This window comes from Chitinophaga sp. 9-1-y (genome assembly GCF_059511905.2).
This window is the reverse complement of sequence record NZ_CM197955.1, coordinates 5983506-5999449: the sequence shown is the minus strand read 5'-3', so window position 1 is coordinate 5999449 and position 15944 is coordinate 5983506. Positions and strand designations below refer to the sequence as shown.

Here is a 15944-nt window from a genome sequence, read left to right as displayed (position 1 = left end):
AACGAACTTAACAGATTAAAATGAAACGTCTCTTAATAAATTCTTCACTGCTTATCTTACTGGTGGCAACCTTTAGCTCTTGTAAGAAACAAATAGCGGACGCTTATCCAAATCCGGAATTACAAACTACCGGATCTATGGGCAAACTGTTTAGCGGTATGTTTTTAAATAAACGTATGCGCCCCTCTTACTGGGATTACGCTACGTTTATATTGCCTACCACTGGCGCTTTCTCTCAGATGACTGCCATGTCGGCATCTAACAAAATGTATATTCCTTCCCTGTCTTATACAGAAAACCGTTGGACAGACTTCTATACAGGAGCGAAAAGTGACGATAATGACTTTAACTATGTAGGCCCCGGTATCATGGCCAATTACCGCGAAATGGAAACTACCTATGGTCAGTTAACGGCAGACCAAAAGGCACAACAATTGGTTTTCCTCAATTGTGGTAAAGTAGTACTCTATGACCAGGCGGCACAACTGGTGGATCTTTGGGGAGATATTCCATTCACACAGGCGGGCTCCTTGAATACAGACCGCGTGGTAAAGCCAGCTCCTTTTGATGATGCAGCAGCTATCTATACTCAGGCTATTGACGACCTAGACAAACTGAATACTTATTTTTCAACAGCACAGATATCTGTTGAAACCCTGGCTTCTCTAAAAAGAGCGGATATCCTGCTGGGGGGTGATCTGATGGCCTGGAGAAGATACGCGAACTCCCTTCGTCTGCGCTTACTGATGCATATTTCCTATGTAAAGGAAAGCACTGCTAAAGCAGCCGTTGCAGCTATGTTGAGTAATCCTGCACAATATCCGCTGATCAGCGAGAATTCACAGAATGCTGTGGTTAAAATGAGCCCAACTACGCTAAAAAGTGACATTCAGAGCGCATTAACCGGTAGCCCTTACGCTCCTGCATTTCTGCTGGATACCGTAATGGCGGCCAACAGCGATCCTCGTACAGATGTATATTGGGATGCTGGTAAAAAAGGCATGAAAGGTTTCGCCTCCAACGGTACTTCTACTGATTATGAAAATGGTGGATATGCTACCTATGATACTGCTACCTTCTTCAATAACTACAATGTGCCAGGCGTGATATTCACTGCATCTGAAGTAAGTTTTCTGAAAGCAGAAGCAGGGGAAAGATGGGGTGTTGGTTCACCGCAAGCAGATTATGAAAATGGTATTGCTCAATCTGTTGGTTTCTATTATTCCATCAACCAGTCTGCGATATTCAGCAGTGGTACCTGGCCAATTCTGCCAACACCATCCGCAGCTGCAATCAGCGCGTTTATTGCTAAACCAGCTATCGCTTATAGTGGTACTTCGCAGCAAAAATTAGTGAAGATCTGGACACAGAAATGGGTGAACTTCTTCATCCTCCAGGCGGGTGAAGCATGGACAGAAGTAAGACGTACTGGCTACCCGGTATTGCCTTTCGCCCTGGCGCCTGCTGCCGGTGGCGCTACTACACCTCCACAGCGTTTACTGTATCCTGCGAATGAGCAGATATACAATCCTGATAACTACGCTAAAGTAGCTGGGAAAGACAAAGCTAATATCAAGATTTTCTGGAACGTGCACTAAGTAGGTTATCAATCATCTTATTACAATAAAAAAAGTCCCCCGCCGTCTGGTGGGGGACTTTTTTATGCCTTTATCAGTAACTATCCGATCATATTCTTAATCTCGCTCAGCTTCAGCAGCGCTTCCACCGGCGTTAACCGGTTAATATCCACATGATCCAGTTTCTCCCGGATCTGTTGGAAAGTGTCACTATGTGCGTCAAAAATATTCAGTTGTAACTTCTGCGATGGCGTACTGAGTTGCTTTACATTTTTCTGTAAAGGCGCATCAATATGTTTTTCTTCGAGATTGGCCAGCACTTCGTTTGCACGGTTAATCAGCTCCGGTGGCATCCCTGCCATGCGGGCCACGTGAATACCAAAGCTGTGGCGACTTCCACCCGGTGCCAGTTTACGCAGGAAGATAATTTTATTGCCAGACTCCATATTGGTAATATGGAAGTTTTTCACGCGCCCATGTTTATTTTCCAGTTCATTTAACTCATGGTAGTGTGTGGCAAATAATGTCTTCGGACGATGAGTAGTCATATCATGAAGATATTCCACAATGCTCCACGCAATGGAAATACCATCGTAGGTACTGGTACCACGGCCTATTTCATCGAGTATTACCAGGCTGCGCGGGGTGATGCTGTTGATGATACTGGCTGTTTCGTTCATCTCCACCATGAAGGTAGATTCGCCGCCACTGAGATTATCAGAGGCGCCTACACGGGTGAAGATTTTATCTGTCAACCCAATATCTGCACTGTTGGCAGGTACAAAGCTACCCATGTGTGCCATCAGTGTGATCAGGGCGGTTTGACGCAGCAGCGCCGATTTACCGCTCATGTTGGGACCTGTGAGAATAATGATTTGCTGATGCTCCTTGTCCAGTTGCAGATCATTGGATACATAAGTATCACCGGCGGGTAACCCTCTTTCTATCACCGGGTGCCGTCCTTCTTTGATCACGAGGTCAAAGCCTTCGTTGATATTAGGACGACGATATTTGTATTGCACGGCATTTTGCGCAAAGCAAAGGAGACAGTCGATCCGGGCAAATACCTGCGCATCTTCCTGTACCGGCTTAATAAATTCCTGCAGGGCCAATACCAGTTCTTCAAATAGTTTGGCTTCCAGCACCTGGATTTTATCTTCTGCTCCTACAATCTTTTCTTCGTATTCTTTCAGTTCCGGCGTAATGTAACGTTCTGCGTTGGCGAGCGTTTGTTTACGCATCCAGCGCTCTGGTACCTTGTTTTTATGGGTGTTGGTTACTTCCAGGTAGTAGCCGAAAACGTTGTTGAAGGCTATTTTCAGGGAAGGAATACCAGTCGCTTCTGATTCTTTCTGTTGTATTTGTAAGAGATAGTCTTTGCCTTTGTTGGCGATATTCCGCAGTTCATCCAGTTCTGCATTGACACCTTCTTTGATACAGCCACCTTTGTTCACCAGTACCGGCGGGTTTTCCGCAATTTCATTGAGAATGCGGTCCAGCAGGGGAGTGCAGGGGTCCAGTTTTTCGTTTAGGCGCCTGAGGTAGTCGTTGGTGGTGTTGCCCAGCAATGCCTGTACTTCTTGTACCTGTTGCAGGGAACGGGCCAGTTGCATCACCTCGCGGGGATTGATTTTCCGGAGGGGGATTTTGGAGACGAGTCTTTCCAGGTCGCCCGTTTGCTTCAGGTGATGCACGAGTGATTTGGAGAGATCCGTTTCTTTAATAAAGTATTCAACGGTATCCAGTCGTTCGTTGATTGCCTTGATATCGCGCAGGGGGAATACCATCCAGCGTTTGAGTAGGCGGGCGCCCATGGGCGTTACCGTGTTATCCAGTACTTTCAGCAGGGTATGTCCGTTTTCCACGCTGCTGTTCAGCAGTTCCAGGTTGCGCACGGTGAAGCGGTCCATCCAGAGGAAATCGTCCTGGCTGATACGCTGCATGCGGGTAATATGCTGCAGGTGCGGGTGTTCCGTATCTTTCAGGTAGTGGAGGGTAGCGCCGGCAGCAATGATAGCAGCGGGTAGTCCGTCTACGCCATATCCTTTCAGGGAATGTGTTTCGAAGTGTTTGAGCAGTATTTCTTCCGCATAGGTGGTGGTAAATATCCACTCATCCATGGTGTAAGTGTAGAAGCGGGTGCCAAAGGTGGCTTTGAAATGTTTCTGCTGTTGTTTGGCGAAGAGTACTTCTGCGGGGCGGAAGCTTTGCAGGAGTTTATCCACATATTCTATACTGCCTTCGGCGATAAAGAATTCGCCGGTGGAAATATCGAGGAAAGATACGCCGGTAACATCGGTGCCGAAATGTACGGCGGCCAGGAAGTTGTTGCTGGAGTTTTCCAGCAGCTTATCATTAACCGCCACGCCGGGTGTCACCATTTCGGTAACGCCGCGTTTTACAATACCTTTTACAGTTTTGGGGTCTTCCAGCTGATCGCATACCGCTACACGGTAGCCGGCTTTTACCAGTTTATGCAGATAAGTATCTAACGAATGGTGGGGAAATCCGGCCAGGTCTACATAAGAAGCGGAGCCATTGGCCCGCTTGGTTAATACAATGCCGAGTACCCGGGCTGCTATGACTGCATCCTCACTGAACGTTTCATAAAAATCGCCAACACGGAACAACAGTATGGCATCAGGGTATTTAGCCTTGATGGCCTTATGTTGTTGCATGAGCGGGGTTTCTTCCGATTTACTTTTTGCCATGGCGCAAATATATAAAACTCATCCCATCCTATTATCTTTGCAGGTGATGAGAAAATTAAGCATGGATGAACTGGGCCGTAAAACCGTGGCTGAGTTCAAGGCGGCCGATAAAACGCCTATCGTACTGGTACTCGATAATATACGCAGCATGCACAATGTGGGCTCGGTGTTCCGTACCGCAGATGCTTTTCTGGTACAGGGCATCGTACTTTGTGGGTATACCCCGGTGCCTCCCCACCGCGATATCAACAAAACGGCACTGGGGGCTACCGAAACCGTAGAATGGCAGTATTTCGATACTACCGTGAACGCGGTGCAGGAGCTCAAGGCAGCCGGTTATAAAGTAATGGCGATTGAACAGGCGGTGAACAGCCATATGCTGGATCGTTTCCAGCCACCAGCCGGACAACCACTGGCACTGGTTTTCGGGAATGAAGTCAGCGGTGTAGATGCAGAAGTAATGAAACTGGCAGACGGCTGTATCGAAATCCCCCAACTGGGTATGAAACACTCCCTGAATATTTCGGTGACGACCGGTATTGTGGTTTGGGATATCTTTGTAAAGCTGTTAGCTATTAGCCGTTAGCTTTTAGCGATCAGCAGGAAGTATTTACTATTAATAATCAGTTATCAGCATTTTAAGCTAAAAGCTAATAGCTAAAACCTAAAAGCTAGTATGATTTCTACGGTTAATAAATATCTGTCGCTCGTAAAGTTCAGCCATACCATCTTTGCCATGCCTTTTGCATTGACCGGCTTTTTCATGGCTACCACCAAAGGAGGCGGACATTTCAGCTGGGCCACCTTTGGCCTGGTGGTATTATGTATGGTGTTTGCACGGAGTGCCGCCATGGCGTTCAACCGCTGGCTCGATGTGGATATCGACAAATTGAACCCACGTACGGCGAAAAGAGAAATACCGGCAGGTATCATATCTCCTAAAAATGCCATGTTCTTTATTATAGCCAATGTGGTACTGTTTATTATTACTACCTGGTTTATTAACCGCATTTGTTTCTTCCTGTCGCCGGTAGCGTTGCTGGTAGTATTGGGATATAGCTATACCAAGCGTTTTACGGCCTTTTGCCACCTCGTACTAGGCGTGGGACTATCACTGGCTCCCATAGGGGCTTACCTGGCTGTAACAGGCCAGTTTGCCGTATTGCCGGTATTGGTGTCTGTACTGGTACTTTGCTGGGTATCCGGATTTGATATTATTTATTCCTTACAGGACGAAGATTTTGATAAGTCGCAACAGTTGAACTCCATTCCGGCCTGGCTGGGACTTTCCGGTGCGCTTCGTTTTTCAGAACTGTTACACGTAATAGCAGCGGCCCTGGTAGTTACCATTGGTCTTACCGGTGGTTTCCACTGGCTGTTCTGGATAGGCGCAGCCGTATTTGTGGTGATGCTGGTATCCCAGCACCTGCTGGTAAAACCCGATGACCTGAGTAAGGTAAATATTATGTTTATGACCACCAATGGTATTGCCAGCGTAGTATTTGCGGTATTTACCATTGCTGATATGCTCATTTTTATATAAGCTTTTAGCCATTGGCATTAGCTGTTGGCAATGACTAACAGCTAACGCCAATGGCTAAAAACTAACTGCTAACTGCTAAAAGCTTTCTCATGCCCCGTTTAATGGCGATTGATTACGGAAAAAAAAGAACAGGACTGGCCGTAACAGATCCGATGCAATTGATTGCGAGTGGGCTGACTACCATCCCTACACACGAACTGATTCCTTTTCTCAAGAAATATTTTGCCACAGAACCGGTAGAAACAATTGTGATCGGAGAACCGAAAAACCTGGATGGTAATGCTACAGATGCTACGCCATTGGTGATAGAATGTATCCGGATTATTAAAAAGAATTTCCCCGATATCCCGGTGGTAAAGGTAGATGAGCGCTTTACTTCCAAGATGGCCTTCCAGACGATGATTGATAGCGGCCTGAAGAAAAAGGACCGCCGTAATAAAGCCCTGGTTGATGAAATCAGCGCGACTATTATATTACAGGAGTATCTGCAAAATAAAATATAATAAAAAATCAGTATAACGAAGCTGTTTCACGCTTTACAAAGAAGCTTAAAATGTCTATCTTTGCGGATTAAACCAATATTTGAACATGATTTTGCCAATAGTAGCTTACGGGCACCCGGTTTTGAGGAAAGTAGCAGAAGATATCACACCAGAATATCCAAACCTGAAGGAATTAATTGCTAATATGTGGGAAACCATGTATGGTTCAAACGGTGTGGGCATTGCTGCTCCACAGATAAACAAAGCGATCCGCCTGTTTGTAGTAGATAGCGCACAAATTATAGATAACCTGGAAGAAGATGAGAAAAACGATTACCCGGGAGATACCGGCGTGAAAGGCGTTTTTATCAATGCTCATATCGTAGAAACCGGTGGTGAAGATTGGGCGTACAATGAAGGTTGCCTGAGCATCCCTAAGGTACGGGAAGATGTAAGCCGCGCAGAAACCGTTACACTTCGTTATGTGGACGAGAATTTCACCCCACATGAAAGAACTTTTACAGGTGTGACAGCCCGCGTAATCCTGCATGAATATGATCACATCGATGGCATTTTATTTATCGATCACCTGAAACCGCTGAAGCGCAGAATGTTGAAAAGTAAGCTCGACGATATAACCAAAGGTAAAATCAGAGTGGATTACAAAATGACCTTCCCTAAATAGGAAATAATTTTGTAATGTAAAGAAAACCCGTTATTTTGGTATCATAAAGTAAACATCCATATCCTCAAACTTGGGAGCGACCTTAACATACACTGAAGTTGAATTGATTCAGGGCCTTACGGCCAGGGATGAGAAAATATTTACTTACTTGTATGACCATTACTCACCGGCATTATATGGCGTAGCCCTCAAGGTAGTAGGAGAAGAAGCCGCAGCAGGAGACGTTTTACAGGAAGTTTTTGTAAAAATATGGCGTAATATAGATCGTTACGATGCCTCAAAAGGACGTTTGTTTACGTGGATGCTCAATATAACACGTAATACTGCTATTGATAGTCTCCGCTCAAAAAATCACAAACTGGATCAACGGGTACAGGATGTTAACAGCGTGGCGCTGATGTATGAACCACAACTGGCAGTACATCTGTCAGTGGATCATCTTGGCCTCAGCAAGGTGATAGAACGTTTGCAAAAAGATCAACGCATTATAATAGACATGGCTTATTTCAAGGGACATACCCAGGAAGAAATAGCCAAGTCCCTTGAAATACCATTGGGCACCGTGAAAACGCGCATGCGCAATGCCATTATACAATTGAGAACACTCTTAAAACAATTGTAATCACATAACTGTGGACGTCCAACGCTACATATCATCAGGAATTCTTGAAAGCTACGTATTTGGCATGCTACCAGAAACGGAGCAGAGCGAGGTGGAAAAACTTGTCTCCCAATATCCTGATGTAAAAGCGGCATTAGACTCGCTGCAGCAGGACAAGGAACGGTTTGTACAGCTTTATGCAGTAGCACCTCCTACTGCCATTAAGGTCCGGTTAACAGAAATCATCCGTCATGAAAATACGGAAGATGGTAACAATTTACTGCCAGAAGAACTGCGCTCACCTGTTAATGGTGCAAAACTCAACGGGAAAAAAGCAGCAGCTAAACAAACTGCTGTCCATAAAGAAACACCTGTCAAACAATTACCCACTACCAAATCCTCTTCAGACCGCTTCTGGAAATACCTGACAGCGGCGATTGTTATTTTGTTGGTAGGCAGCGTTGTGATGAATTTCTTTTTCTTTAAGAAATCTACTGATTACCAGGGTCGTTATAAATCGCTAATCGCCACCAAAGAAAAACTCGATGCACAGAAAGAACATCAGGCACTTACCAGCTCCAAAGAAAGGGTTCCTGATCCTGTAGATCCTGATCCTTTGAGTAACCCTGATTTTAAATGGATCCAATTGCAAGGTGGTGGTGCATATGCCGGTAAGTCCGTGTCTGTAGGCTGGAATGCCCAAACACAGGCCGTTTACCTGCAGGCAAAGATAATGCCCCTGCCGCCAGCCGGTAAGCAATTCCAGTTGTGGGCCATCGTTAATAAGAAATTGATAGATGCAGGTGTTTTTGACACCGGTGCAGCACTGACGCAACAATTACAGCATATGAAAGCAGTGGCAGTAGCGCAGGGTTTTGCAATTACACTGGAACAAAAGGGCGGCAGCACCGAACCCTCTATGAACCAGGTGTGTATGTCAGCCAAAGTGACAAAGTAATGTGTTGTTAACACACCAATAAAAATCGTTGATCGTTAAGAGTTAGTATATTGCTTATATCATAAGCCCCCGTTAGTTATTAAGACATTTAGAACGTTGTGAAGCAAGTATCCTGAAAGGCCGATGTCATGAAGAGCATGTTCCGTCTTGTCGTGTGTGAAAATCAGTTCCAATATTAAACACCATTAAATCATATCCGGTCCGTTTTGGAATACGCTCCAACATATACAGAAGCAGAGCTGGTACAAGGCCTGAAAGCCCGTGACCAGAAGGTGTTTAGCTACTTATATGACCAGTATTCACCCGCGCTTTACGGGGTGATCGTAAAAGTACTGAACAACGACAGTTCCGCAGGGGATGTGTTGCAGGACGTGTTTTTGAAAATCTGGCGCCACCTCGACCGTTACGACGAGGAAAAAGGCCGGCTCTTTACCTGGATGCTCAATATTGCCCGTAATACCGCCATTGACGTATTACGCTCCAAATCACACAAGCTGGAACAGCGAATCCAAAATATCACGGACAACGTACATGATGTCAACGGGCCATTATCCGTTCATCTGTCGACCGACTACGTAGGCTTCTCCAAAATACTGGAGAAACTCACCAAAGAACAGCGTACCCTTATTGATCTGGCTTATTATAAAGGCTGTACCCAGGAAGAAATATCCCGGGTACTGGAAATTCCGTTGGGTACGGTGAAAACAAGAATGCGCAATGCAATTATTCAATTAAGAACCATTTTAAACAAGTAAATATTTATTGCAATAGTGGACTCACAACATTTCATATCGTCCGGAATTATTGAGCTTTATATGGCAGGCATTGCTACCGAAGAAGAGGTACGCGAGCTGGAAGCCGCTATGGCACAATTCCCGGCAGTGGCGGCCCAGGTAGAAGCCTACCGTCGCAATATGGAAGCGTACATCGAGATGCAGGGGATAGATCCGCAACCGGATATTAAAGCAAGTTTATTCTCTAAAATCAATAATGAACCCAATTTGCAGGAGGAGGTGCCTGTCTCCGATAAAGACCTGCAACAACCAAAAGTAGTGTCCATGCAAGAAACTAAAAGCCTATCCTGGAAATGGATTGCCACAACTGCCGCAGTATTACTGATCGGCAGCCTCATTTTGAACTATGTGTTCTTTAACCGGTACAAGCTATTCAGAGAGTACAAAGACAAGTATGAATCTTTGTTGCTGTCTCAGAATTCCATTTTGTCCAAAAGCAATTTGTACAAAACCCGTTTAGAACAGATGCAGGAATCTATGGAAATTATCCAGGATCCTAAAGTATTGAAAGTGCCAATGCCAGGTACAAAAGCATTCCCTGAAGCATTAGCCACTGTATTCTGGAACCCATCCAGCCAGCAGGTGTATCTGAAAGTAAACAAACTGCCAGAACCATCCGCCGATAAACAATATCAACTGTGGGCTATCGTAGATGGCAAACCAGTAGATATGGGTGTGTTCGAAATGGGTGATACCGCCAGTCTCCTCCAGAAAATGAAAGTAACCGGTAAAGCACAAATGTTTGCCGTTACCCTGGAGAAAAAAGGTGGTGCGGTTTCTCCAACAATGGAACAAATGTATGTGGCTGGGAAAATTCCCGGATGATTTTTGAAGAGCTGAAAGCGTAAAGCAGAAAGCATAAAGCGATTGTAGCGAAGATTTAAGCGACACTATTTAAAATAGCCGCTTTTATCTTCGCTACAATCGCTTTATGCTTTCTGCTTCCATGCAATCCTATAACTTTTTCCTAAATTGCACCCATGTCACATATATGGAAAAGTATAGCCGGAACCGTAGTGCTTTGTGGATTAACCTTCCTGCAACTGACCGCCCAGGATACCGCCCGTTATAAAGGAATGACGGTAAACCTGGATGAGGTGATTGTTGCTGCTAAGCGTATAGGCTTTGACGTTAATAGCTTTATCAAAAGAGTAGAAGAGGATACCACCTTTTATCGTGCATTCAAAAATTTGCACGTAGTAGGTTTCGATGCCGTAAATGATATACAAATACTGGATAAAAAAGCCGCTACACAAGCCTCCCTTTATAATGAAACCCACCAGGAGGTGAAAGGGAAATGCATGACCATGAAAGTGGCCAATGAAAAAGTAACCGGCGACTTCTACACCCGCAAAGGCAATTACAACTATTACACCGCCGAATTATATGCCAACCTGTTTTTTGTAAAAGGAACCGTCTGCGCAGATGATGCCGGCGAAACACCGGAACACTCCGGCGGTAGCCTGGCCCGGCATAAAGCACAACTGAAACAGCTGATTTTTAACCCGGGAAAACCTATCCGTGGCGTACCTATAGTAGGACAAAAAGTAGCCATCTTCAGTTATGAAGTGATGCGCTTTTACGACTTTTCTATTTCTGCACAAAACTATGTGGATGGAACCCCCTGTTACGTATTTACGGCGAAAGCTAAACCGGGACTGAGTCGTATTGACCGGGCGGATGTAGTGATTGATGAACTGATCACCTGGTTCAACAAAGAAAATTTTGAAATTGTAGGCCGCAAATATGCGCTCTCTTATAAAACAATGTTGTTCGACTTTAATGTGAAGATGAATGTACAGATGACCAAATTTAATGGCCTGCTCATCCCTTCACTGGTTACCTATAACGGTACCTGGAATGTACCCTTCAAAAAACGGGAAACAGCCGTTTTTGTGGCAAAATTCCTCAATTTTACAGCACCCCAATAAAAGAATTTAGTTAATTAACGTAATAGTACCGGTCTTATGTACCGGTATTTTTGTTTCTACTTCTTTGTAATCCACAATCCATACATAAGTAGCCACATCGGCGAGTTTGCCGTTCACGCGCCCCGTCCAGCCTATCTGCGGGTCCGTGGTGTAAAATACCCGTTCTCCCCAGCGGTTGTAAATACTGATGGTATAATCGTATATAGGACACCGGTATATTGGCCGGAAGTAATCATTTCGGCCATCACCATTGGGCGTAAAGGCAGTAGGGAAGTAAAGCTGACAGGCACAGTCGTGATATCTTACTACAATAGAGTCGGCTGTTTTACCACAACTATTATAGGCAACAATGGCGTATAAACCTGGCCTGGTAACGGTATACATGGGAGTACTGGTACTGTCCTGCCACTTGTAGTTACCACCACCTGCGCCAGTGGCACGTAGTACATATACTTCATTTTTGCAGAGCAGGGTGTCCGGTCCCAGGTTTACCCGCAGCGTATCATCGAAGGATACAGAAATACTGTCGGTGGATTCACAGCGGCCAATTTTGGCGTCTACATAGTAATAGCCCGGTTTGGTTACATAATAGGTGGCCTGGTCGGAGCCATCTTGCCAGCGGTAGGTGCCGTTGCCGAAGTCGGCGGTCAGTACCAGGAAATTGCCTTTACAGATGGTGGTATCATTACCCAGGTTCAGTTTCTTGAGCCGGTTGTAGTTAATGAAAATGGTATCCACCACACTACAGGTATGATTTATTTCCACTAATGCCCAGAGGTTGGTGGTTGCGTTAATAGTTACTGCCGGTGTAGTAGCGCCGGTACTCCATTCCCACTTGGTGGCCTCCGGAATATTGGGTGCAATCCGGATGCTTTCTCCCGGGCATAATAATGTATCGGGCCCTAAGGAAAAAGGATAGGGGGCACCGGTGAAAGTGATGGTGATCTCGTCGGATATAGGCGCGCAACCTCTTGGAAACACATCTACATGATAGGTGCCAGACGTGGTAACATCCTGTGTGGGCGATGTGTTACCGGTATTCCATTTGTAGGTGCAGTTCTGGGCGGTGGCATCCAGTGCAATGTGCTCCCCGGTGCACAAAATAAGATCCTTGCCCAGGGCTATTTTGGGAATCGGGGTATAAAATACGTTCACGGAGTCCGGGTTAGGACAGCCGTTGATTTTTACTTTATAGGTAGCAGAAGTATCTACGAGTATGCTGCTGCCAGTGGAACCGTCCTGCCAGAGATAGGTGGCGCCAGGTATAACGGGGGCGTTCAGTGTCATGGTAGACCCTTCACACAGGGTAACATCCTGTGGACCCAGGTCAAAAATGACCGGTGTTACAATAGTAATGGGCTGTATGGTGGTATCGGGTACCCCGCCGCGCCATGCTACCAGTGTATCTGAGTAAGTGCCGATGGTTTGATAGATGTGCCAGGCATTGCGGATGCTTTTGGAAGAATCTTTATCGGCCGATAACGGATCTCCAAAAAACCATTTCACAGAATCAATACCTGCTGGTTTATTAATCAGAAAAAACGAAGTATCATTTACACAGGTAGAAGACACCGTAAATGGCGTTTTACCTTGTGCTGTGGCCTTGTTGACGAACAGACTACCTACCAGTAACACTGGTAAAAGATATAGGATGCGAAAGGATTTTGGCAAGTGGCTTCTCATGTATTGACATGGTAATTGCCGCTAAGATAAATTAAAGTATGTAGAATATTTGTAATAATAAAAGGGAATTATTTGATTTTCCGGAAGAAGGAAACTGTAAGTAGTTGAAACTAAAAGGCGTCAGCCCGATAAAACCGCTGCTGACGCCTTTCTGAATTAACAGGAATATCATGTAGGGTCCTCTTCTTTCAGGGGCCTTGCAGCAATATATCTTTTCCATTTTTCCAGTACACTGGTGAAGTCGGCCGGCATAGCGCTTTCAAAATACATTTGCTCGCGGGTGCGGGGATGTATGAAACCCAGCTGCTGTGCATGCAGCGCATGGCGTGGCATAATAGAAAAACAGTTATCAATAAACTGTTTGTATTTAGTATACACGGTTCCCTTTACAATGCGGTTACCACCGTAGGTTTCATCATTAAAGAGGGAGTGGCCGATATGTTGCATATGTACGCGGATCTGGTGGGTACGGCCGGTTTCCAGGCGGCATTCTACCAGGCTTACGTAGTTAAAGCGCTCCAACACACGGTAATGGGTAATGGCTTCTTTACCATATTCTCCATCAGGATAGGCGTCCATGATTTTGCGCAAGCGCTGATGGCGGCCTACGTGGGCTATCACGGTACCTTCCTCTTCTTCAAAATCACCCCATACCAATGCGATATAACGGCGATGTACGGTATGATCAAAGAATTGTTTGGCCAGATCGTTCATGGCCTTGGGTGATTTGGCAATCACCAGCAGGCCGCTGGTATTTTTATCGATACGGTGTACCAGTCCAAATCTTGGTATTTCCGGTTCAATAGCCTGGGTTTTATCGCCCAGGTACCAGGCCAAACCGTTGACCAGGGTGCCATCACGGTTACCACAACCGGGATGTACCACCAGGCCGGCGGGTTTGTCGATGACCATCACGTCGTCGTCTTCAAATACAATATTCAGCGGTAGCTCTTGTGGAATAATGTCCGTGTTCTCCGGGTTCCGGTTGGAAAACACAACAATCCTGTCCAATGGTTTGATCTTGTAATTGGCCTTCACGGGCTTATCATTCACAATCACCATCTCCCCATCCAGGGCTTGCTGTATCTTATTGCGGGTAGCGCCTTCTATGCGGGCGGTAAGGAATTTATCAATACGGATGGGTTCCTGACCTTTGTCTACCACCATATTGATTTTCTCATATAATTCCTCGCTGCCATCACCGTTATCCAGCTCATCTTCCAGTTCCAGCAATTCTTCAGCCATTAATATAATTTTTTGCAAAGGTAAAGCTTAGTTGCCAGTTTAGCAGCCATCTGCGCAAATGTTCTGTATCACGGCGAATTGGCGTACCTTTGCGCAGCTGAAAAGACCAATAATGACCATGGAAAAAGTAAAGCAACAGATTGTAGTAAAAGACCTCGGCGTAATTGAATACCAGGCTGCCTGGGACTACCAGGAGCAGTTGTTGAAGGAAAATGTGCAGTTGAAGTCCCGCGCAGGTGACCAAGCGCCTAAGCCCACCACTAACTACCTGTTGTTTTGCGAACATCCCCCCGTGTATACCCTGGGTAAAAGCGGGCATATGGAAAACCTGCTGATTTCTGAGCAACAGCTGAAAGAGCAGGGTATTGGCTTTGTGCCTACCAATCGCGGTGGAGATATTACCTTCCACGGTCCGGGCCAGGTAGTGGGTTACCCGATTATAGACCTGGAGAATTTTTTTACAGATATCGGGAAATACCTGCGCTGCCTGGAAGAAGTGATTATCCGTACCCTGGCAGATTATGGCGTAACCGGCGACCGCTCCAAAGGAGAAACCGGTGTGTGGCTGGATCCGGATCAACCGGGTAAAGCACGTAAGATATGCGCCATGGGCGTACGTTGCAGCCGTTGGGTGACCATGCATGGCTTTGCATTGAACGTAAACACCCTCATGGACTATTTCAATAATATTATTGCCTGCGGGATTGCAGATAAACAAGTAGCCTCCCTCAACAGGGAACTGGGGCGTGAAGTGAGTATGGAAGAAGTGAAAGTCCGGCTGAGCAAGCACTTCGGCGAAGTGTTTGAAGCAGAAATGATGTAGCGCGAATTTTGTCTTTGTACAGGATTAGGCTGATTATACTGATTTTCTATATAAGACTTAAAAGATGAAGGGGAGATCTTAGCGAGTATATTCGCTTAGATCTCCCCTTCATCTTTCTGAAATCAAAAAAACAAAATCAGTATAATCAGCCTAATCCTGTACAAAGACAAAATTCGCGGCATTACATTTTATAATTTAATGGAATAAACAAATTCCATTTCTCTTTCAACTTACCGTCCTCAAATATTTCAAAGTTAAACCAGCCCGCATGGAGGAAAATTGCTTTCTCCAAAATCAGGAAGGGCGCCTTTACTTGTTCAATATCGAAGAGGAAAGTACCATTAGACTCAAAGAATTTAACGGCGTATTTTTTCTGCGGTGCTTCCGGCAATTTGATATTCACATTACCATCAGCTGTGGTATAAATATAGTTAGACGGATGCCACACCACTCTTTCTGGTTCTTTGTTTTCCTGCTCTTTGCCTCTGAGACCTTTGGCGGCATCTTTAATGTCGGCATATTGCAGCTTCTGGTCAGCGCGGATAGAACTGTCAGACAGGGCTAATACCGTTTTACTGTACATATATCTGCCATTGGTGAATAGAATGAACAAGCGGTAATAGTTGCTGCCAGGTAATGGTTTATTGTCCAGGTAAGCATTTCTTGTTTGGGTAGGATAGCTGGCGTAGCCAATGGTATTAAAGTTCAGTACACTGTCGAGCGACCGCTGTATACCAATTTCCTTTACCTGTGTAAAGCCGGAGATCCAGTCCAGCTGTATTTTGCCGGTTTTAATGGAGGCCGCGAAATTAGGCAGTACCGGTGGAGTATATTCCTGGGCCCGGCCTGTATATGCGGTCAATAAAAACATTCCAATAACAAAAGTTATACGCACAATTTGCTTCATACTG

At 45.4% G+C, this 15944-nt stretch carries 15 protein-coding genes; 11 read left to right on the top strand and 4 right to left on the bottom strand.

Annotated features, from left to right (window positions below; all coding sequences use genetic code 11):
* The first annotated feature begins 20 nt into the window (after positions 1-20).
* Positions 21-1598, top strand: a complete 1578-nt coding sequence (locus AC5ZC7_RS23590) for a SusD/RagB family nutrient-binding outer membrane lipoprotein (protein ID WP_496158576.1) — start codon at positions 21-23, stop codon at positions 1596-1598.
* An 80-nt stretch (positions 1599-1678) separates the two neighbouring features.
* Here the strand turns inward: AC5ZC7_RS23590 and mutS are convergent, their stop codons facing one another.
* Positions 1679-4288, bottom strand: coding sequence for a DNA mismatch repair protein MutS (gene mutS / locus AC5ZC7_RS23585; RefSeq protein ID WP_496158577.1), 2610 nt, complete (start codon positions 4286-4288; stop codon positions 1679-1681).
* A 46-nt stretch (positions 4289-4334) separates the two neighbouring features.
* On the opposite strand from mutS, the gene AC5ZC7_RS23580 reads away from it, so the two are divergent.
* From AC5ZC7_RS23580 to AC5ZC7_RS23540, 9 genes are all read left to right on the top strand, one after another.
* Complete coding sequence (locus AC5ZC7_RS23580; RefSeq protein WP_496158578.1) at positions 4335-4874, top strand: TrmH family RNA methyltransferase; 540 nt, start codon at positions 4335-4337, stop codon at positions 4872-4874.
* 90 nt (positions 4875-4964) lie between these two features.
* Complete coding sequence (locus AC5ZC7_RS23575) at positions 4965-5831, top strand: UbiA-like polyprenyltransferase (RefSeq protein WP_496158579.1); 867 nt, start codon at positions 4965-4967, stop codon at positions 5829-5831.
* Positions 5832-5920: 89 nt separating this feature from the next.
* Positions 5921-6334 carry a Holliday junction resolvase RuvX gene (gene ruvX, locus AC5ZC7_RS23570; RefSeq protein ID WP_496158580.1) on the top strand — a complete coding sequence of 138 codons (414 nt, stop codon included), beginning with the start codon at positions 5921-5923 and terminating at the stop codon, positions 6332-6334.
* An 85-nt stretch (positions 6335-6419) separates the two neighbouring features.
* Positions 6420-6998, top strand: a complete 579-nt coding sequence (def, locus tag AC5ZC7_RS23565) for a peptide deformylase (protein WP_496158581.1) — start codon at positions 6420-6422, stop codon at positions 6996-6998.
* A 103-nt stretch (positions 6999-7101) separates the two neighbouring features.
* Positions 7102-7620, top strand: a complete 519-nt coding sequence (locus tag AC5ZC7_RS23560) for a sigma-70 family RNA polymerase sigma factor (RefSeq protein WP_496158582.1) — start codon at positions 7102-7104, stop codon at positions 7618-7620.
* A gap of 64 nt (positions 7621-7684) precedes the next feature.
* Entirely contained in the window at positions 7685-8557 is an 873-nt protein-coding gene (locus tag AC5ZC7_RS23555; RefSeq protein WP_496158583.1) for an anti-sigma factor domain-containing protein, read from the top strand.
* Positions 8558-8763: 206 nt separating this feature from the next.
* Entirely contained in the window at positions 8764-9312 is a 549-nt protein-coding gene (locus AC5ZC7_RS23550; RefSeq protein ID WP_496158584.1) for a sigma-70 family RNA polymerase sigma factor, read from the top strand.
* Positions 9313-9372: 60 nt separating this feature from the next.
* Positions 9373-10176: an anti-sigma factor domain-containing protein gene (locus AC5ZC7_RS23545; RefSeq protein ID WP_496158585.1), complete on the top strand. Its 804-nt coding sequence runs from the start codon at positions 9373-9375 to the stop codon at positions 10174-10176.
* A 155-nt stretch (positions 10177-10331) separates the two neighbouring features.
* On the top strand, positions 10332-11282 hold the full coding sequence (locus AC5ZC7_RS23540; RefSeq protein WP_496158586.1) for a hypothetical protein: 951 nt from the start codon (positions 10332-10334) through the stop codon (positions 11280-11282).
* Between the two features lie 6 nt (positions 11283-11288).
* On the opposite strand, the gene AC5ZC7_RS23535 is transcribed toward AC5ZC7_RS23540, so the two are convergent.
* Positions 11289-12965: a T9SS type B sorting domain-containing protein gene (locus tag AC5ZC7_RS23535; protein WP_496158587.1), complete on the bottom strand. Its 1677-nt coding sequence runs from the start codon at positions 12963-12965 to the stop codon at positions 11289-11291.
* 168 nt (positions 12966-13133) lie between these two features.
* Positions 13134-14210 carry an RluA family pseudouridine synthase gene (locus tag AC5ZC7_RS23530; RefSeq protein ID WP_496158588.1) on the bottom strand — a complete coding sequence of 359 codons (1077 nt, stop codon included), beginning with the start codon at positions 14208-14210 and terminating at the stop codon, positions 13134-13136.
* Between the two features lie 118 nt (positions 14211-14328).
* Here AC5ZC7_RS23530 and lipB point away from each other — a divergent pair, with 118 nt between their 5' ends.
* Positions 14329-15033: a lipoyl(octanoyl) transferase LipB gene (gene lipB, locus AC5ZC7_RS23525; protein WP_511911273.1), complete on the top strand. Its 705-nt coding sequence runs from the start codon at positions 14329-14331 to the stop codon at positions 15031-15033.
* Positions 15034-15214: 181 nt separating this feature from the next.
* Here the strand turns inward: lipB and AC5ZC7_RS23520 are convergent, their stop codons facing one another.
* Positions 15215-15904, bottom strand: coding sequence for a hypothetical protein (locus tag AC5ZC7_RS23520; RefSeq protein WP_496158590.1), 690 nt, complete (start codon positions 15902-15904; stop codon positions 15215-15217).
* Between the last annotated feature and the right edge of the window lie 40 nt (positions 15905-15944).

What these genes read in the sequence shown, in the direction of transcription:
- AC5ZC7_RS23590 (WP_496158576.1), top strand. Translation starts at nt 21, where the DNA reads ATGAAACGTCTCTTAATAAATTCTTCACTGCTTATCTTACTGGTGGCA.
- mutS (WP_496158577.1), bottom strand. Translation starts at nt 4,288, where the DNA reads ATGGCAAAAAGTAAATCGGAAGAAACCCCGCTCATGCAACAACATAAG.
- AC5ZC7_RS23580 (WP_496158578.1), top strand. Translation starts at nt 4,335, where the DNA reads ATGAGAAAATTAAGCATGGATGAACTGGGCCGTAAAACCGTGGCTGAG.
- AC5ZC7_RS23575 (WP_496158579.1), top strand. Translation starts at nt 4,965, where the DNA reads ATGATTTCTACGGTTAATAAATATCTGTCGCTCGTAAAGTTCAGCCAT.
- ruvX (WP_496158580.1), top strand. Translation starts at nt 5,921, where the DNA reads ATGCCCCGTTTAATGGCGATTGATTACGGAAAAAAAAGAACAGGACTG.
- def (WP_496158581.1), top strand. Translation starts at nt 6,420, where the DNA reads ATGATTTTGCCAATAGTAGCTTACGGGCACCCGGTTTTGAGGAAAGTA.
- AC5ZC7_RS23555 (WP_496158583.1), top strand. Translation starts at nt 7,685, where the DNA reads ATGCTACCAGAAACGGAGCAGAGCGAGGTGGAAAAACTTGTCTCCCAA.
- AC5ZC7_RS23545 (WP_496158585.1), top strand. Translation starts at nt 9,373, where the DNA reads ATGGCAGGCATTGCTACCGAAGAAGAGGTACGCGAGCTGGAAGCCGCT.
- AC5ZC7_RS23540 (WP_496158586.1), top strand. Translation starts at nt 10,332, where the DNA reads ATGTCACATATATGGAAAAGTATAGCCGGAACCGTAGTGCTTTGTGGA.
- AC5ZC7_RS23535 (WP_496158587.1), bottom strand. Translation starts at nt 12,965, where the DNA reads ATGAGAAGCCACTTGCCAAAATCCTTTCGCATCCTATATCTTTTACCA.
- AC5ZC7_RS23530 (WP_496158588.1), bottom strand. Translation starts at nt 14,210, where the DNA reads ATGGCTGAAGAATTGCTGGAACTGGAAGATGAGCTGGATAACGGTGAT.
- lipB (WP_511911273.1), top strand. Translation starts at nt 14,329, where the DNA reads ATGGAAAAAGTAAAGCAACAGATTGTAGTAAAAGACCTCGGCGTAATT.
- AC5ZC7_RS23520 (WP_496158590.1), bottom strand. Translation starts at nt 15,904, where the DNA reads ATGTTTTTATTGACCGCATATACAGGCCGGGCCCAGGAATATACTCCA.